At 74.5% G+C, this 17981-nt stretch carries 16 protein-coding genes; 8 read left to right on the top strand and 8 right to left on the bottom strand.

The window, feature by feature from the left end; all coding sequences use genetic code 11:
* The first annotated feature begins 13 nt into the window (after positions 1-13).
* From PV789_RS20865 to PV789_RS20845, 5 genes are all read left to right on the top strand, one after another.
* A complete protein-coding gene (locus PV789_RS20865; RefSeq protein ID WP_274974179.1) occupies positions 14-1612 on the top strand; it encodes an acyl-CoA carboxylase subunit beta in 1599 nt (532 codons plus the stop codon).
* A 7-nt stretch (positions 1613-1619) separates the two neighbouring features.
* Complete coding sequence (locus PV789_RS20860) at positions 1620-3719, top strand: ATP-binding protein (protein ID WP_274974178.1); 2100 nt, start codon at positions 1620-1622, stop codon at positions 3717-3719.
* Positions 3716-4888 carry an acyl-CoA dehydrogenase family protein gene (locus PV789_RS20855; RefSeq protein ID WP_274974177.1) on the top strand — a complete coding sequence of 391 codons (1173 nt, stop codon included), beginning with the start codon at positions 3716-3718 and terminating at the stop codon, positions 4886-4888. Before PV789_RS20860 ends, PV789_RS20855 begins: the two co-directional genes overlap by 4 nt.
* A 58-nt stretch (positions 4889-4946) precedes the next feature.
* Complete coding sequence (locus PV789_RS20850) at positions 4947-5561, top strand: TetR/AcrR family transcriptional regulator (RefSeq protein WP_274974176.1); 615 nt, start codon at positions 4947-4949, stop codon at positions 5559-5561.
* Between the two features lie 94 nt (positions 5562-5655).
* Positions 5656-6225, top strand: coding sequence for a hypothetical protein (locus PV789_RS20845; protein ID WP_274974175.1), 570 nt, complete (start codon positions 5656-5658; stop codon positions 6223-6225).
* 78 nt (positions 6226-6303) lie between these two features.
* Here the strand turns inward: PV789_RS20845 and PV789_RS20840 are convergent, their stop codons facing one another.
* Positions 6304-7638, bottom strand: a complete 1335-nt coding sequence (locus PV789_RS20840; RefSeq protein WP_274974174.1) for a GH1 family beta-glucosidase — start codon at positions 7636-7638, stop codon at positions 6304-6306.
* A gap of 340 nt (positions 7639-7978) precedes the next feature.
* On the bottom strand, positions 7979-9271 hold the full coding sequence (locus PV789_RS20835) for an MFS transporter (protein ID WP_274974173.1): 1293 nt from the start codon (positions 9269-9271) through the stop codon (positions 7979-7981).
* A 216-nt stretch (positions 9272-9487) separates the two neighbouring features.
* Here PV789_RS20835 and PV789_RS20830 point away from each other — a divergent pair, with 216 nt between their 5' ends.
* Positions 9488-10312 carry a DUF8817 family protein gene (locus PV789_RS20830; RefSeq protein ID WP_274974172.1) on the top strand — a complete coding sequence of 275 codons (825 nt, stop codon included), beginning with the start codon at positions 9488-9490 and terminating at the stop codon, positions 10310-10312.
* A gap of 7 nt (positions 10313-10319) precedes the next feature.
* On the opposite strand, the gene PV789_RS20825 is transcribed toward PV789_RS20830, so the two are convergent.
* The 3 genes from PV789_RS20825 to PV789_RS20815 all read right to left on the bottom strand — a co-directional run bounded on the left by PV789_RS20825 (position 10320) and on the right by PV789_RS20815 (position 13470).
* Positions 10320-10940 carry a PadR family transcriptional regulator gene (locus PV789_RS20825; protein ID WP_274974171.1) on the bottom strand — a complete coding sequence of 207 codons (621 nt, stop codon included), beginning with the start codon at positions 10938-10940 and terminating at the stop codon, positions 10320-10322.
* 153 nt (positions 10941-11093) lie between these two features.
* On the bottom strand, positions 11094-13064 hold the full coding sequence (locus PV789_RS20820) for an acyl-CoA dehydrogenase family protein (RefSeq protein WP_274974170.1): 1971 nt from the start codon (positions 13062-13064) through the stop codon (positions 11094-11096).
* 118 nt (positions 13065-13182) lie between these two features.
* On the bottom strand, positions 13183-13470 hold the full coding sequence (locus PV789_RS20815; protein WP_274974169.1) for a helix-turn-helix domain-containing protein: 288 nt from the start codon (positions 13468-13470) through the stop codon (positions 13183-13185).
* Between the two features lie 181 nt (positions 13471-13651).
* Here PV789_RS20815 and PV789_RS20810 point away from each other — a divergent pair, with 181 nt between their 5' ends.
* Positions 13652-13927 carry a hypothetical protein gene (locus PV789_RS20810; RefSeq protein ID WP_274974168.1) on the top strand — a complete coding sequence of 92 codons (276 nt, stop codon included), beginning with the start codon at positions 13652-13654 and terminating at the stop codon, positions 13925-13927.
* A complete protein-coding gene (locus PV789_RS20805; RefSeq protein ID WP_274974167.1) occupies positions 13927-14322 on the top strand; it encodes a type II toxin-antitoxin system VapC family toxin in 396 nt (131 codons plus the stop codon). The genes PV789_RS20810 and PV789_RS20805 overlap by 1 nt, the downstream gene beginning before the upstream one ends.
* Before the next feature lie 108 nt (positions 14323-14430).
* On the opposite strand, the gene PV789_RS20800 is transcribed toward PV789_RS20805, so the two are convergent.
* From PV789_RS20800 to PV789_RS20790, 3 genes are all read right to left on the bottom strand, one after another.
* Positions 14431-15408, bottom strand: a complete 978-nt coding sequence (locus tag PV789_RS20800; RefSeq protein ID WP_274974166.1) for a S66 peptidase family protein — start codon at positions 15406-15408, stop codon at positions 14431-14433.
* Between the two features lie 167 nt (positions 15409-15575).
* The gene (locus PV789_RS20795; protein WP_274974165.1) at positions 15576-16982 is read right to left on the bottom strand and encodes a M20/M25/M40 family metallo-hydrolase; all 1407 of its coding nucleotides are present in this window, start codon (positions 16980-16982) and stop codon (positions 15576-15578) included.
* Between the two features lie 153 nt (positions 16983-17135).
* Positions 17136-17969: a M55 family metallopeptidase gene (locus PV789_RS20790; RefSeq protein WP_274974164.1), complete on the bottom strand. Its 834-nt coding sequence runs from the start codon at positions 17967-17969 to the stop codon at positions 17136-17138.
* Between the last annotated feature and the right edge of the window lie 12 nt (positions 17970-17981).

Genomic DNA, 17981 nt, shown 5'->3' with positions numbered 1-17981 from the left:
AGGTGGGCCGACCGTGAGCGTGCTCAGGACCGGGCTCGACACCGCCTCGCCCGCCTTCGCCGAGGCCCGCGAGGCGATGCTGGCCAAGCTCGCCGAGATCGACGCCGAGCACGCCAGGGCCCTGGCCGGGGGCGGGCAGCGCTACGTGGAGCGCCACCGCGCCCGGGGCGGCCTGCTGGCCCGCGAGAGGATCGAACTCCTGCTGGACGAGGGCAGCCCCTTCCTGGAACTGTCGCCGCTCGCCGCCTGGGGCAGCGACTTCCACGTCGGCGCCAGCCTCGTCACCGGCGTGGGCGCGGTCTCCGGCGTGGAGTGCGTGCTGGTGGCCAACGACCCCACCGTGCGCGGCGGCTCCAGCAACCCGTGGACCCTGAGGAAGACCGCCCGGGCCGCCGAGATCGCCGAACGCAACCGGATGCCGCTGATCAGCCTGGTGGAGTCCGGCGGGGCCGACCTGCCCACCCAGAAGGAGATCTTCATCCCGGGCGGCCGGGCCTTCCGCGACCTGACCCGCCTGTCCGCCGCCGGAGTCCCCACCGTCGCGCTGGTCTTCGGCAACTCCACCGCCGGAGGCGCCTACGTCCCCGGCATGAGCGACCACGTGGTCATGGTGCGCGAGCGCTCCAAGGTGTTCCTGGGCGGGCCGCCGCTGGTGCGGGCGGCCACGGGCGAGGAGAGCGACGACGAGTCGCTGGGCGGGGCCCGCATGCACGCCGAGGTCTCCGGCCTGGCCGACCACCTGGCCGAGGACGAGCGCGACGCGATCCGTCTCGGACGGCGCATCGTGGCCCGCCTGGGCCACCGGAAGGCGGGGCCCGCCCCGCGCCCGTCGGCGCCCGAACCCCTGTACCCGGCCGAGGACCTGCTCGGGATCATGCCGCCCGACCTGCGCGTGCCCGTGGACCCGCGCGAGATCATCGCCCGCCTCGTGGACGGCTCGGTGTTCGACGAGTTCAAGCCCTCCTACGGCGGCGGCCTGGTCACCGGCTGGGCCGACCTGCACGGCTACCCCGTGGGCGTGCTCGCCAACGACCACGGCGTGCTCTTCAGCGCCGAGGCCCAGAAGGCCGCCCAGTTCATCCAGCTCGCCAACCGCTCGCACACGCCGCTGGTGTTCCTGCACAACACCACCGGCTACATGGTCGGCCGCGAGTACGAGCAGGGCGGCATCATCAAGCACGGCTCGATGATGATCAACGCCGTCTCCAACAGCGCCGTCCCCCACTTCTCGGTGCTCGTGGGCGCCTCCTACGGCGCGGGCCACTACGGGATGTGCGGGCGGGCCTACGACCCGCGCTTCCTGTTCGCCTGGCCCAGCGCCCGCTCCGCCGTCATGGGCCCCCGCCAGCTCGCCGAGGTGCTGTCCATCGTCGCCCGCCAGTCCGCGGCCGGGAAGGGGCAGCCCTACGACGAGGACCAGGACGCCGCCCTGCGGGAGATGGTGGAGCGACAGATCGAGGCCGAGTCGCTGCCCCTGTTCCTGTCCGGGCGGGTCTACGACGACGGCGTCATCGACCCCCGCGACACCCGCACCGTCCTGGGCCTGTGCCTGTCCTACGCCCACAACGCCCCGGTCCGGGGCACCGACCGCTTCGGCGTTTTCCGAATGTGAGGAGACCGTGAACCACACGCCCTCCGCCGCGCCCCCCGGTGGTTCCGCCGAGTCGGGCGCCACGGTCCCCGGTCGGCCCGCGCCGCCGCGCCCCGTCACCCGCCTCCTGGTCGCCAACCGGGGCGAGATCGCCCGCCGGATCCTGCGCACCTGCCGCTCGCTGGGCATCGCCACCGTCGCCGTGCACGCCCCCGGCGAGGAGGGCGCCGCGCACGTGGCCGAGGCCGACACCGCCGTGCGCCTGCCCCTGACCGAGGGGTGCGGCCCCGTGGACGCCTACCTCGACCCCGACGCCGTGGTGGCCGCCGCCCGCGCCTGCGGAGCCGACGCCGTCCACCCCGGCTACGGCTTCCTGTCCGAGAACCCCGCCCTGGCCCGCGCCGTCACCGGCGCCGGACTGACCTGGATCGGCCCCCCGGCCGAGGCCGTCGAGAGCATGGGCGCCAAGACCCGCGCCAAACGCATCGCCCGGGACGCCGGGGTGCCCGTCGCCGACGCCCTGGACCCCGGACAGGTGCGCCCCGAACACCTGCCCGTGCTGGTCAAGGCCGTCTCCGGCGGCGGCGGACGCGGTATGCGCGTGGTCCGCGACCTGGCCGACCTGCCCGCCGAGGCCGCTGCCGCCCGCGCCGAGGCGGCCTCGGCCTTCGGCGACCCGGCGGTGTTCTGCGAGCCCTACGTCCCCCACGGCCGCCACGTCGAGGTGCAGGTCCTGGCCGACACCCACGGCACCGTGTGGGCCCTTGGCGAGCGCGACTGCTCCGTCCAGCGCCGCCACCAGAAGGTCATCGAGGAGACGCCCGCCCCCGGCCTGCCCGACGACCTGCGCGAACGCCTGCACGGGGCCGCCCGCCGTCTGGCCCGCGCCATCGGCTACACCGGCGCGGGGACGGCCGAGTTCCTCGTCCCCGTGGGGGAGGAGGGCTTCGGCGAACCGGTCTTCCTGGAGATGAACACCCGGCTCCAGGTCGAACACCCCGTCACCGAGTGCGTCACCGGCCTGGACCTGGTCGAGTGGCAGATCCGCGTCGCCGAGGGAGAGGCCCTGCCCGGAGACGGCCCGCCCGCGCCGCGCGGCCACGCCGTCGAGGCCCGCCTGTACGCCGAGGACCCCCGCGAGGGCTGGCGGCCCCGCACCGGCGTCCTGCACGCCTTCGAGGTCTCCGCCGACACCCGCTTCGCCGCGCCGCTCGCCTTCGGGGTGCGCCTGGACAGCGGGGTCGAACCCGGCGACACCGTCGGCGCCGACTTCGACCCCCTGCTCGCCAAGGTGGTCGCCCACGGGCGCGACCGCCGCGACGCGCTGCGCCGCCTGGCCGCGGCCCTGGCCGCCGCGCGCGTGCACGGGGTGGGCACCAACCGCGACCTGCTCGTGCGGGCGCTGCGCCACCCCGCGTTCGCCGGGGCCGAGGCCCGCCCCGAGGGACTGCACACCGGCTACCTGGACGGCGACCGCCTCAGCGCCCTCGTCCAGCCCCTGGCCGACCCCGCCGCCGAACGCCTCGCCGCGCTGGCCGCGTCCCTGTCCGCCGCCGAGGCCGCCCGCGTCGTCGCCCCCGCCCCCGCCGGGGTGCCCGCCAACTGGCGCGCCCTGCCCTCCCAGCCCTTCGTCCGCCGGCACGACGTCGACGGCGACGAGGCGAGGCGGACCACCACCGCCTACCGCACCCTGAGAGGGTCCTACCTGCCCGAACAGGCCGGGGTCCGCGTGCTCTCGGCCGCGCCCGACCGGGTGGTCCTGGAAGCGGACGGCCTGCGCCGCGCCTTCGACGTCCACCGCCCCGCCGCGGGCCGCGACGTCCACGTCGACTCACCCCTGGGGTCGGTCACCCTCACCCCCGTCGATCCCCTGCCCGAACCCGAGGCCGCGGTCGACCCCGGCGCCCTGCCCGCGCCCATGCCCGGCACGGTCACCGCCGTGGAGGTCGCCGTGGGCGAACGGGTCGAGCCCGGACAGACCCTGCTGCGCATGGAAGCCATGAAGACGGAGCACCGCGTCACCGCCCCCGCCGCCGGTGCCGTCCGGGAGATCCCGGTCGCGGCGGGGCAGAGGGTGCCCGCCGGGGCGCCCCTCGCCGTCCTCGACTACGAAGGGGCCACGCCGTGACCGGTGCCATGACCTTCAACGAACCCGCCGAACGCGTCGACCTGCGCGCCGCCGTGTCCGCGTTCGCCGCGGGGTACGGGTCCGAGTACTACCGGGCCCGCGCCAAGGAGGGCGCCTACCTCACCGAACTGTGGCGCGAGGCGGGAGGACTCGGCTATCTCGGCGTCAACATCCCCGAGGAGTACGGCGGCGGGGGCGGCGGCATCGGCGACCTGGCCGCCGTCCTGGAGGAGCTCAGCGCGGCCGGGTGCCCCACCCTGATGATGGTGGTCTCCCCGGCCATCTGCGGCACCGTCCTGTCCCGCTTCGGCACACCCGAGCAGCGCGGGCGCTGGCTGCCCGGCCTGGCCACGGGCCAGACCATCATGGCCTTCGCCATCACCGAGCCCGACGCCGGGTCCAACTCCCACCGCATCACCACCACCGCCCGGCGCGACAGCGGGGGCTGGGTGCTCAACGGCCGCAAGACCCTCATCTCGGGCGTGGACGTGGCCGACGCCGTCATGGTCGTCGGACGCGTCCAGGACGAGGACACCGGGCGCCTGTCCGCCGCGCTGTTCGCGGTGCCCACCGACGCCCCGGGGTTCGAGGCCCGCCGGATCGAGATGGACCTGGTCAGTCCCGACCACCAGTACCAGCTGTTCCTGGACGACGTGCGCCTGCCCGCCGACGCCCTGGTCGGCGATCCCGGGGCCGGGCTCCTCCAGCTCTTCGCCGGACTCAACCCCGAGCGGATCATGGCCGCGTCCCTGGCCGCGGGCAGCGCCCGCCACGCCCTGGACAAGGCGGTGGCCTACGCCAGGGAGCGCACCGTCTGGCGCGACACGCCCATCGGCGCCCACCAGGGGCTGGCCCACCCGCTGGCCCAGGTCAAGATCGAGCTGGAGCAGGCCCGCCTGATGACCCAGCACGCGGCGCTCCGCTACGATTCCGGCGACGACGCGGGGGCGGGGGAGGCGGCCAACATGGCCAAGTACGCCGCCGCGGAGGCGTGCGTGCGCGCGGTCGACCAGGCCGTGCAGACCCTGGGCGGCAACGGCCTGGCCAGCGAGTACGGGCTGGGGTCGGCGATCGCCGCCGCCCGCCTGGCGCGCATCGCGCCGGTGAGCCGGGAGATGGTGCTCAACTACGTGGCACAGCAGTCCCTCGGACTGCCCAGGTCGTACTGAGCGGTCGGCGCGCGGACACGGGCCGCCGCGGGGACGCGGGGACGGGGGAGGCAGCGACGTGGACACCGGGGCCGACCGCGAGCCGCGCCAGGAACGCAGCCGGGCCACCCGCGCCCGCCTGCTGGAGGCCGCCGTGGCCTGCCTGGCCGAGGAGGGCGCGTCCGGTGCCACCGTGGGCGCGGTCGCGCGGCGGGCCGGGGTGTCGCGCGGCGCCGCCCAGCACCACTTCCCCACCCGCGAGGACCTGTTCCTGGCCGTGCTCCGGCACATGCTCGACAGCCGCGGCGCGGAGCTGCGGCGCGGCGCGGCCGCCGTCCCGGAGGGCGGCGGCCGCACCGAGGCGGTCGTGCAGATGGTCGTGGACGCCTTCACCGGAACGGACTTCCGCGCCGCCCTCCAACTGTGGTCGGCCGCCGCCAGCGACCCCGTCCTGCGCGAGCGGATCATCCCCATGGAGGAGCGGATGGGCCGGGAGATCCACCGGGCCGCCGTGGAGCTGCTGGGCGTGGACGAGTCGGTCCCCGGGGTCCGCGAGACCGTCCAGGCCACCCTCGACCTGGCACGCGGCCTGGGACTGGCCAACCTGCTCACCGACGACGGGCCCCGGCGGCGCCGGATCGTGCGCCAGTGGGCGCGCACCCTGGAGGGGCAACTGCGGACCCCGGCACCGTGAAGCGGCTACCTCGGCGGCACGGAGCGTGCTTATCATCGAAGCGGTGGGACCACGGGCCCGCGACGAACGTCATCCCCGGACCGGACAAGGCGGTGTGAAGGTGAGCGCGGATGCGGGCAGGGACCTTCCGGACCTGGCCAGGCGGGCGTTGGACGCCTTCGCCGAGAGCGCCTCGCGCCGCAGGGACCGCGACGCCCTGATGGACAACGCCTTCGCCGCCCTCTTCGCCCTGTACCGGGCGACCACGCCCGCGCAGCGCAGGTCCCCCGGCGGCCAGGAGTTCAGCGCCACCCTGGCCGAGCTGCTGGTGGGCGGCAGCAACCCCGACCGGCTCGGCCTGTACGTGGTCCGCACCCAGACCGCGGCCGAGAACGGCGAGCACGAGGCCTACCGCCCCGCCTGCTGGCGGCGGTCCATGCTGGAGCTGCTCGGCGAGGAGTTCGTGCCCTGGGAGGCCTTCCTGCGCCCGGGCGACCTGGAGGCCCTCCCGCGCATCGACGAGGCCCTCACCGCGGTGGCGGGCCGGGCGCGGCCGGTCAACGACGAGGAGGTCCCCTCCTGGGTGCCCGAGTCGCACTGGTGGTGGTGGGAGCCCGCCCGCCAGCGCGGCGAGGAGGCCCCCGAACGCCACGACAGCGGCACCCTGGACGCCGTCGCGGACTGACCCCGGCCGCGCCCCGGCTCACGCGTGCGCTCGCCGGGGCGCCGCCGTGCGGCGGGACGGGCGCGCCGCGGCCCTGCCTCACGCACCGGCTGACGCGGTCCTGGCGGCGACGAGGTCCCGGTACCAGGCGAAGGAGTCCTTGGGGGTGCGCTCCTGGGTGGCGTGGTCCACGTGCACCAGCCCGAAGCGCTGGTGGTAGCCCTCGGCCCACTCGAAGTTGTCGGTGAGCGTCCACACGAAGTACCCGCGCACGTCCGCGCCCCGCTCCCGCGCGGCCTCCACGGCGGCCACGTGCCCCTCCAGGTAGGCGATCCGCTCGGGGTCGGCGATCCGCCCGCCGGGGGAGCCCCGGTCCTCGTAGGAGCAGCCGTTCTCGGTGACGTACAGCGGCGGCAGCGCCTCGCCGTGGCGCTCGCGCAGCAGGTCGATCATCCGGCCCAGCCCTTCGGGCACCACCGGCCACCCGAACGCCGTCACCGGCGCCCCGGCGACCTCGCCGAACCCGAACGGCAGCCCCGACCCCTCGTCGGGCGCGGTGGCCACGGTGGGGTTGTAGTAGTTGACCCCGAGGCCGTCCGCGCTGCCCGCGACGGCCTTCAGGTCGCCCTCGCGCACACCGGGGACCTCCGCGACGCCGAAGGCCGACAGGTCCGGGTAGGCGCCGGTCAGCACGGGGTCGGTGAACAGCCGGTTGTGCAGGGTGTCGTAGGCGTGCGCGGCGGCGGTGTCCGCCTCGGAGCCGGTGGCGGGGCGGACGGGGGAGTAGTTGTTGGTGAGCAGCGCCTCCAGTCCGCGCGAGCGCAGCTCCCCGGCGGCCAGCCCGTGCGCGAGCAGCATGTGGTGGGCCACCCGCATCACCTCGGGTACCGCCAGGGTCCGCCCCGGGGCGTGGACGCCGAGCGCGTGCCCGTAGGTGGTGTGCACCAGGGGCTCGTTCAGGGTGATCCACCGCTCCACCCGGTCGCCGAGGCGATCGGCCGCCGCCGCTGCGTACTCGGCGAACGCGTGCGCCGTGTCGCGTTCGCTCCAGCCGCCCGCCTCCTCCAGCGCCTGGGGCAGGTCCCAGTGGAACAGCGTCGGCACGGGGGTGATCCCCCGGGCCAGCAGGGCGTCCACCAGGCGGTCGTAGAAGTCCAGACCGGCCCCGTTCACCGCGCCGCGCCCGGTCGGCACGACCCGGGGCCAGGCGAGCGAGAACCGGTAGGCGTTCACCCCGAGCCGGTCGAGCAGGTCCACATCCTCGGCCCACCGGTGGTAGTGGTCGCAGGCCAGGGCGGGGCTGTGCCCGTCGCGGACCGCGCCCGGGCGCGTGGCGAAGACGTCCCACACCGACGGGCCGCGCCCGTCCGCGTCGAGGGCGCCCTCGATCTGGAAGGCGGAGGAGGCCACTCCCCACAGGAACGGTGACGACATGGACGGTACCTGCCTTTCGCTGGTTCTGACGAGAGGTCGGGACGGACGTGCGGCCGCGGTGTGTCGTGGTTGGGACGGGGTTGATGTGTCGCCTGAGCACGGTGCGCCGTGCGTTATGTGCGGGGGCGGTTGGTACTGGTGGGCGGCCTAGGAGCTGGTGTGCCGTGCGCAGTGGATGAGCGACGCAGTACGCGCGAGGACGCCTCCCGCCGCCGCGGCGTCTCGGCGCGCGGCCGGGGCGCCGGGAAGTTCCGGGAGGACAGGGATGGACGGGACAGGTGAGACCGGAGGGTGCTCATAGACCGCAGGGGCGGGCGGGACGCGCCGAACCGGCGGGGACTCATGCCACACCCCTGATCCGCCACACCAGCACCCCGCCGAGCAGGCTGAGCAGCCCGCACACGGTGTACAGGACCGGGTAGCCGCCCAGGTGGACCACGATCGGACCGGCCAGGGCCGGGGCGATGACCTGCGGTCCGGCGCTGGCGATGTTGACGATCCCCAGGTCCTTGGCCCGCCCGCCGGCGCTCGGCAGGACCTCGGTGACCAGGGCGTTGTCCACGGACAGGTAGATCCCGAAGCCGACCCCCAGGACCACCGCGCACACCAGGCTCATCGGCCACGTCGGAAACGCGGCGACCAGGAACGCGGGCACGGCCGAGACCACCCCGGACAGGCACACCATCCCCCGGCGGCGGCCGATGCGGTCCGAGACCAGACCGGCCAGCACGGTCGTGGCCACGACCGCCGCCGTGTAGACGGCGATCAGCACCAGCAGCCCGTCCGCGGCCGAGGAGCCGGGGAACAGTTCCTCGTAGCCCACCGCGTCGGTGAGGAAGTAGAGGAGGTAGAGGGTGAACATGGCGTTGCCCGTCTGCATGAGGAAACGGGTCAGCCACGCCCAGCCGAAGTCGGGGTGGCGGCGCGGGGACACCCACAGCCCGCGCGCGAACCCGCTCCAGGAGGGGCGCGCCTCCCGGGGCAGCGGCGGGTCGGGGGCCAGCAGCGCGAACGGCAGGACGCACAGGACGGTCAGCGCGCCGAGGAGGGCGTAGCCGGGGGCGATCCCCGTGACCACAACGGTCACCAGCAGCACAGCCACCACCACGCCCGCCGACTGCGGTACGCCGATCCACCCCGAGACCACGCCGCGCTGGCGGACCGGCACGTGGTCGGGCACGGCCGCGAGCAGGGTCGCGTTCAGGCAGGACAGCGCGGCCTGGACGAAGGACCAACCCACCAGCACACCGAGGACGCCGTCCTGCCGACCGAGCACCACCAGGCCCAGGCCGCCCAGGAGCGCACCGGCCAGGATCCAGGGGCGCCGGCGTCCGAACCGGCCGGTGGTCCGGTCGGACAGGGCCCCGGCCAGCGGGGTGCCCAGGGTGGAACAGGCCGCACCCGCCCCGGTCACCCAGGCCAGGGCGGTCTCCTTGGCGTCGGGCGCGAGCAGGCCGACCTGTTCGGGCAGCAGGACCTGGAGCGGACCGAAGAAGGCCATCCACATGCCGAGGTTGGCCAGGCTGATCCCGGCCACCCACAGGCGGCGCACGGGCCTGGTGGGCTCGGCGAGCGCGGCGGGCGTTCGCGGGTCGGGGGAGGGGGAGGAGTACTGCGCGGGGGGTGGGCGCACGTGTGACCTGCCTAACATGAATGTCTCTCATGTTAGGTGGGTCGCTCTGCCGAGGAAAGGCCCGCGGCGGGGTCGGTTCGCGGCCCGCCGGTGGGCCCCGGGGGCGGCCGCGCGCGGCGTCGGGCCCGGCGCTTCAACCCGTAATCAAGTTTGACCAGTGGGCTACGGCAGGGCTGCCCTCGCAAAGTAATCAAACTTGACTAATAGGAGGTGTGCGTGGCCGGAACGGACACCGCGCGGGCGGACGGCGGTACGGAGGGCGACGCGGGACGGCGCCGGTCGGAGGCGACCGCCGTGCGGGCCAACGAGACGACCGTTCCGCTGCTGCCGTGCGTCTCGGCCGAGGAGACCCTGGAGTTCTACCGGGCCCTCGGCTTCGAGGCCGCCTACGAGCAGACCAGGCCCTACCTCTACCTGGCCTTCCGCTGGAGCGGTTTCGACCTGCACTACGGCCGCGCCCCGAAGGGCCTGGACCCCGCACTGGAGAACAGCGGCGGCTGCCTGGTCATGGTCGACGCGGTCGCGCCCTACCACGCCGCGCTCACCCAGGCCATGCGCCGGGCCTACGGCAGGGTCCTGGCGAAGGGGCTGCCGCGCATCACGCGCCACCGGCCGGGCGCCAGCCGCTTCACGCTCATGGACCCCTCGGGGAACTCGGTCGTCTTCATCCAGCGCGGGGAGCCCGAGAGGCTGGAGTACGGCGGCGCCAAGGACCTCAACGGGCTCGCCCGCGTCCTGGACGGCGCGCGGATCCTGCGCGACTTCAAGGCCGACGACCTCGCCGCCTTCCGGCGGATCCGCTCCGGGCTGAAACGGCACGGGGACCGGGCGCCCGCCGTGGAGCGGGCGCTGGCGCTGGCCATGCTCGTCGAACTCGCGGTCGCCCTCGGCGAGGAGGAGGGCATCGAGGAGTGGCGGGAGCTGCTGGGCGCGATCCCCCTCACCGGCGACGAGCTGGGCGGGGTCGAGGGGGAGCTGCGCAACGCCTCCGCGCTGCGGCACTGGCTCGGCGCGCGAACCCCGGAGGCGGACGGGGACTGAGGGCCCCTCAGCCGGAGGGGAACGCCTCCGCCTCCTCGCCGGTGAGGACGCCCTCGTAGGGGTCGCCCCCCTCACCGGCGAAGGAGTAGGCGCCGCCCTCGATGCGCCGGATCAGCGAGCGCGTCCACGCCGCGTCCGACTCCGCGGAGTGCACCCACATGTCCATGATCTCGCCGATGTGGCCCGCCTGACCGGGGCCCTCCTCCGGGGCGTAGTGGGCGACCACGCCCCCGCGCCACTCCTCCAGGCCCTCTACCCGCCGCCTGAGCAGGTCGACCGCCTCCCGCCGGGGCAGGTCCACGATGAAGCCCAGACCGGCCGAGAGCACGTCCGTGTGCGCGTCGTACGAGGACACGGCCCGGCGCAGCAGGGCGAAGTACTCCCGGTCGCCCTCTCCGGTGATCTCGTACTCGGTCCGGGGCGGCCCCCCGGCGGTGGAGGGCGCGGTCTCGTGGGCGTGCAGCAGACCCTGCCGGGCCATCTGCTTGAGCGCGTGGTAGATCGACCCCGGCTTGGCGTTGGACCACTCGTGCGCGCCCCAGGACTCCAGGTCGGCCCGCACCTGGTAGCCGTGCGCCCGCCCGCGCAGGCGGACCGCCCCCAGGACCAGCAGCCGGATGGCCGACATCCACACGCCTCATCCCACCAGCGCGTCCGCACCCTTCGGCGGCCCGCGCCCTTCGACTCCGACCAGCCTATCCCCGCGCCCCGCGCCGCCCCTTCCCCGTGCCCTGACGGGCCTCGGCACGGTGGAGGGGCGGCACGGGGAAGGGGCGGGGGCTCAGCCGCGCCCGGGAGCCGGGTCGCCCTGGCGGGCGTGCTCGCCGCCCAGCGCGATCGGCGCGGCCAGCCACTCGTCGCGCAGGCCGAACGCGTTCACCAGCTGCACGGCGTAGGGGCGCAGGCCCCGGCACAGGTCGTTGACCGCCTGGGTGACCGCCTTGGCCCGCGAGGTGGAGAGCCGCTCGTGCTCCAGGAACCAGGCGCGCTCCTCCTCGACCACCGACATCACGTACAGGTCGCACAGCCGGTTGAGCAGCTTGGCGGTCGCGGTGTCCCCGCAGCGGTCGATGCCCGCCACGAACGCCTCCAGCACCACCCGGTCCATGTGCGCGCGGCCCGCGGTGAGCACGTGGTCCTGGGCGCGGTTGAACACGTCGAAGGCGTCCTCGCCGTTCCTGCCGGACCTGCGCAGCCGCGCGGCCAGGCCCTCGATGACGTGCTTCTCGCGGTCCTCCAGCAGCTCCAGCTGCCAGCCCCGGTTGTACAGGCTGGCCTCCTCACCGCGCCCCGGGGCGGCCGCGACGAGCCGTTCGATCAGCGGGATCGCTGCGGTGCGCTCGATGACCGTCTCGAAGACCTTGCCCGCCATGAACCGGGCCAGCCCCAGCTGGTCCAGGTCGCCGAAGGAGTCCTTGAAGTTGGTCAGCAGGCCCTTGGTGAGCTGCTGGAGCAGGACCGTGTTGTCGCCCTCGAACGTGGTGAAGATGTCGGAGTCGGCCTTGAGCTGCGGAATCCGGTTCTCGGACAGGTATCCGGCGCCGCCGCACGCCTCGCGGCAGGTCTGGATGGTCTGGCTGGCGTGCCAGGTGGCCACCGCCTTGAGCCCGGCAGCCCGCGACTCCAGTTCGCGCTGGGCGTGCTCGTCGCGCTCGGGGGAGCGGGACAGCTCGTGCAGCCGGGTGACCAGCTCCTCCTGCGCGAAGTGCAGCGCGTAGGTGCGCGCCAGGGCGGGCAGCAGCTTGCGCTGGTGCGCCAGGTAGTCCAGGACGCGCACCTCCCGCTCGGGCCGCCCCTCGCCGTCGGGCCGGGTGAACTGGCGGCGGGTGTCGCCGTAGCGCACCGCGATGGTCAGCGCGGCCTTGGCCGCGCTCCCCGCGCCGCCCGCCACGCTGATCCGGCCCCGGACCAGCGTTCCGAGCATGGTGAAGAAGCGTCGGCCCTTGCTCTCGATGGGGCTGGAGTAGGTGCCGTCGGCGGCCACGTCCCCGTACCGGTTGAGCAGGTTGGTGCGCGGCACACGGACGTGGTCGAACTCCAGCCGTCCGTTGTCCACGCCGTTGAGCCCGGCCTTGGGTCCGCAGTCGCCGATGCGCACGCCCGGCATCGGCCTGCCCCGCCCGTCCCGGATCGGGACCACCAGGGCGTGCACGCCGTGCTCCTCGCCGCCGGTGCTCAGCTGTGCGAACACCACCGCCAGGCGGCCGTCGCGGGCCGCGTTGCCGATGTAGTCCTTGCGCGCCGCCTCGTCGGGGGTGTGGACCACGAACTCCTCGGTGCCGGGGTCGTAGACGGCCGTGGTGCGCAGGCCCTGCACGTCCGAGCCGTGGCCGGTCTCGGTCATCGCGAAGCAGCCGGGCAGCTCCATCGACATCGCGCCGGGCAGGTACTCGGCGTGGTGGGCCTCGTTGCCCAGGGCGCTGATCGCCCCGCCGAACAGCCCCCACTGCACGCCCATCTTCACCATGAGCGACAGGTCGTTGACCAGCATCTCGAAGCCGACCACGGACGCGCCGACGTCGTCGCGGCCGCCCACCGAGGCGGGGAAGCCGTAGGCGGGCAGATCGGTCTTGGCCAGGGCCTTGATCTGGGAGAGCGTGCGGGCGCGGTGCTCCTCCACGGACAGTCCGTGCACGGGGGCGTACAGGTCTCCCCGCAGGGCGTCGCGCATGTGTTCGCGCACGTGGGCCCAGCGGCCGTCGAGGAGGCCGCGCAGTTCGGCCTCGTCCACTCTCAGCGCCTGTTCGTTCATGTGCTCCCCCTGTGGTCCTGGCTGACGCGGCCCGGTCCGTGCCCGCCGCCGGGAGGGGCGGACCGCGCACGGAACCGTACCCGCGGGTACACGACCAACGTTAGGGGCGGGCGGGAAGTCAGACGGCCAGGGAGGCGGTCGCGGGGTCCCCGGCGGCGGTCGCGTCGGCGTCCACCCGGCGCAGGAGTTCGTCCAGGGACAGGCCGAGCGCGGCGGCGATCGCCGCGACCGTGAAGAACGTGGGGGTGGGGATGCGCCCGCCCTCGATCTTGCGCAGGGTCTCGACCGAGATCCGGGCCTCGCGCGCGACGTCGACCATCGTGCGCTCCGCGCGGGCCCGGCGGAGCAGGGCGCCCAGGAGACGCCCGCGCTCGATCTGGTCTGCGGTCAGCGGTTCACGCACCATACGAGGAGTCTAACGCCACGACGCCCGATCGGTATATCAATACCGGCGATGCCGTCCCGTGCACGGACGGCCGCGGAGGGCCCGGGGTCCGACGCGAGTACGCCGTTGCCCACGCCCGGGAGAACTCGGTGTTCCTCTCCGGGGGCTGGCTGCCCTCTCCGCCTGCATGTAAAATGCATGCATGGTTGCTTTGCAGATCAGGGGAATCGACGACGCGGAGAGAGACGTCCTCGTGCGCCGTGCCAAGGAGAGGGGGCAGTCGTTGCAGGGCTTCCTGCTCGACCTGCTCAGAGCTGAGGTGCGGCGGTCGCGCAACGCCGAGGTCCTGAGGGGTTTCGCGGGCCGTGACGACGGTCTCGGCGAGGGCGAGGAGGGCTCGGTGGCAGACATCATCCGGGCCGGGCGTGAGGAGCGCATGGAGCGCTACGGGATCTACGAAGGACTGGACGGCGGTTAGTGGTCATCATCGACGCGAGTGTGCTCGTCAACGCTCTGGTATCCGACGGGAGCGCCGGTGCTCGGGCCCGCGAGGTACTCACGGAGAAGGACTCCTTGGCTGCCCCCGAGCACATGCCGATGGAGGTGTTCTCAGCGGTGCGGGGCCTGTGCCTGGGAGGAAAGATCACCGACAGCAGGGGTCGCAGCGCCCTCTCCGAACTGAGAGAGGGTCTGGAGGTCGAGCTGATCGGTGTACGACAGCTGTTCCCCGTCATGTGGGAGATGCGCGGCCATGTCAGCGGCTACGACTCCGCCTACGCGGCTGCCGCGCAGCTGTTCGACTGCCCTCTGGTGACCGCTGACGTTCGCTTGGCGAAAGCGGTCGAGGGACACTGCCGGGTCATGGTTGTCTGACCGGACCCGGAGTGCTGCACGGCCAGGCCGGACGTCCCCGCCTCCGGAAGTCGTCGGTGCCAGGACGGGGCGGGGCAGGACCCCCGCCCCGCGGCAGGGAAAGGGAGCCTAGACCAGTCCCGGGACGGCCAGCTCCAGACGGCCCCCGTCCGCGTCGAGCAGGGCGGGCACCCCCAGCGGGACCGTGAGCTGGGCCGCGCAGTGCCCGAACTCCAGCCCCCACAGCACCGGCACCCCCAGCGGCTCCAGCCGGTCGCGCATCAGCTCGGCGACCACCTCCGGCCCCGGCGGGCAGTCCGTCCACGAGCCCAGGGCCACCCCGGCCAGCCCGTCCGCCCACCCCGTGCGCAGCAGGTGCGTGAGCATCCGGTCGAGCCGGGCCACGTCCTCGCCGACGTCCTCCAGCAGCAGGATGCCGCCCGAGGCCGACAGGCGGCTGTGCGGCGTGGCCAGACCGTCGTTGAGCAGGCTCAGGTTCCCGCCGAACGTCACCCCCTCGGCCCGCCCCGGCACCAGCGCGTGCGCGCCCGGCGAGGTCAGCACGGTCCGCCGCTCGGGCTCGAACAGGGTGGCGCGCAACTCCTCCTGGGCCACCGGATCACCCACGAAGTACCCCGTGCCGACCACGGGCCCGTGCACCGTGGCCACGCCCAGCTCCACCGCGAACGCCTCGTGCAGCGCCGTGATGTCACTGAACCCGACCAGCGCCTTGGGCTCGGCCCGGCGCATCGCGTCGAAGTCCAGCAGGTCCACCGTCCGGTGCGCCCCGTCGCCGCCGCGCACGCACAGCACCGCGTCCACGTCCGGGTCGCACCAGGCCTCCTGGAGGTCGGCGGCCCGCGTGGCGTCCGCCCCGGCCAGGTAGGGCAGCCGCGGGTGGCGTTCGCGCACGTGTGGGGCCAGCTCCACCTCCAGCCCCCAGCCGCGCAGCGTCCCCACCGCGGCCTCCAGCCGCTCCGCGGGGACCGGGCTGCACGGGGCGACCAGACGCACCCGGTCGCCCTCCCGCAGGCGCGGCGGCCGGACCAGCGCGCGCACACCCCGCGCGTCCGCGACCCGCACCGCCGCCTCCGCCACCTCGGTCATCGCCTCTCCCACCCCGGGCCCTCCCCCTCGCTCGCGCGCCACCGGACGCGACGCCTCTCCCCACCACTGCTGCTCGGACACTCCGCGACCGGGCCCTTCGAGGCCGCGTCCTGCGGGGTCCGGCCCTCCCCGGTCCCAGCCTCCCAGCCCACCAGGGGTTTCGCCGTTCAGGCGCGCAGGAACGTGTCCAGCGCGCGCACCCCGAAGCGCAGCCCCTCCAGCGGCACCCGCTCGTCCACGCCGTGCAGCAGGCCCGAGTAGTCCAGGCCCTCGGGCTGGGCCAGGGGCGAGAAGCCGTAGCAGTCGATGCCCAGCCGGGAGAACACCTTGGCGTCGGTACCCCCCGACAGGCACACCGGCACCACGTGGGCCCCGGGGTCGTGCAGCAGCAGGGCCTCGCGCAGCTCCGCGAACGCGGGGGAGTCCACGGGCGCGGACACCGGCGGCGAACCGTGCGCGTACTCCCAGGTCACCCGGTCGCCGGTGAGCTCCTCCATGACCGCGGCGAACTGCTCCTCCGCGCCGGGCAGCACCCGGCCGTCCACACCCGCCGTGGCCTCCCCGGGCACCACGTTCACCTTGTACCCGGCCGAGAACATCGTGGGCGTCGCGCTGTTGCGCGTGGTCGGGCCGATCAGCGGCGCTGCCGTCCCCAGACCGGCGACCAGGGCGTCCACCGCCTCCGCGGTCGCCGTGTCGCCGGGGAAGCGCTCCACCTCCAGGGCCGCGGCGATCGCGTCGATCGCCGCCCGTGTGACGGGGGTCAGGTGCAGCGGCCACTCGTAACCGTCGATCCGGGCCAGGGCCGCGGCCAGGGCGCCGATCGCGTTGTCGCCCGGCGGCCGGGAACCGTGCCCGGCCGTGCCCTGGGCGCGCAGGCTCAGCCAGGCGCTGCCGCGCTCGGCCGCGCCCACCGGGTACAGGCGCACCGGCTCCCCGGAGGCCGTGCGGGCGTGGATGGTCTCCCCGCCGCCCTCGCCGATCGCGGCGGTACAGCCCTCGAACAGCTCGGCGTGCTCGCGGACCAGGTAGTCGGCGCCGTAGGCGGCGCTGTCCTCCTCGTCGGCGACGAAGGCCAGCACGATGTCGCGCCGGGGCCGCAGCCCGTGGCGCGCCCAGTGGCGCACCACGGCGGTGACCGTGGCGATGGTGTTCTTCATGTCCACCGCGCCGCGCCCCCACAGCGCGGGCACGCCGGTGACGGGGCAGTCGGCCACCTCACCGGCGAAGGGGGGCAGCGTCCAGTCGTCCGCGTCGGCGGGCACCACGTCCAGGTGGCCGTGCACCAGCAGCGCCGGGGCCGAGGGGTCGGTGCCGGGAACGCGCACGACCACGTTCGCCCGCCGGGGCGCCGACTCCAGCAGCAGGGGGTCCAGCCCGGCGTCGCCCAGGGCCTCGGCGACGTACTCGGCGGCCTCGCGCTCGTCGCCCTGACCTCCCCCGTGGTTGGTGGAGTCGCGGCGGACGAGTCCCCGGGCCAGGTGGACGGCGTCCTCCCAGGCCGCCGCGAGGCCGTCGGCCCCTTCCGGGAAGCCGTCGGTTCTCTCTGGGAAGGAAGTGGCGATGTGGCCCACGAGCGCGCCTCGCTCTCGCTGAGGTGTCAGTAACGGGGGAGGACCTTAGTGGCCAGTGGTGACGAAGTGGTGCTCCCCGGCACAGTTCTACCAGCCCCGTCCGCCCCGCTCCGGCATTCGCGGACGGCGGTCCCCGCGGCCCCCGCCCCGGCCTCAGCCGTAGCGCTCCTCCATGGCGTTGGAGATCAGCGTGGTGACCGCCTTGAAGCAGCGGATCATCTCGTAGGCGTCCGGGGAGACGTAGCGGACGCGCCGCACCCCCGTGCGCGTGACGCCGGGGACGACGGCGGCGGCCTGGGCCAGCTGCGCGGAGTCCACCTCCACCTCCACGGTCCGGGGCCCGGGCGCGACCGGGTCCAGGCGCCCGGCCAGCGTCATGGCGGCGCGCGCCCCGGCCCGGATGTCCCGCGCGGTCGCGGCCGGGGGACGGCAGCGGGCGGCGTACCGGCTGACGTGCTCCTTGACCGCGACCGTCCGCGCGAACGGGGCGTAGGTCGCGGCGTCCTCGCAGGCGCGGTCGTCCCCCGTGACCAGGATGACCGGGGTGCCGTACTCGGCGACCACCGCGGCGTTGAGACGGCCCTCGCTGGCGGGTTCGCCGTCCAGCCACACGCCGGTCACCGCGTTGGGCAGATAGGTGTGCGCGAGCACGCCCTCGTCACCGGCGCCGCAGTGGTAGCCGAGGAACACCACGCCGTCGCAGTCGCCGGACTGCACGCCCTCGACCATGGACAGCTCCTTGTGCCGCCCGGTGATCATCGTGGCGTCGGTGTTGAGCTCCTCCAGCAGGAGGTTGCGCATGGTCGCGTGCGCCTCGTTGACCAGCACCTCGGTGGCGCCGCCCTCCAGCAGGCCCTCGACGGCGGCGTTGACGTCGCTGGTGAACATGGCGCGGCAGCGCTGCCACTGCTCGGTGCCGGGCTCGACGTCGGCGGGCCAGGTGACGCCCGTGGCGCCCTCCATGTCGGCGGAGATGAGGATCTTCACCCGCACGACCCT

Origin of the sequence: Nocardiopsis camelliae (genome assembly GCF_028993595.1) — a bacterium.
GTDB lineage: Bacteria > Actinomycetota > Actinomycetes > Streptosporangiales > Streptosporangiaceae > Nocardiopsis > Nocardiopsis dassonvillei.
This window is presented reverse-complemented; position numbering and strand designations above follow the sequence as displayed.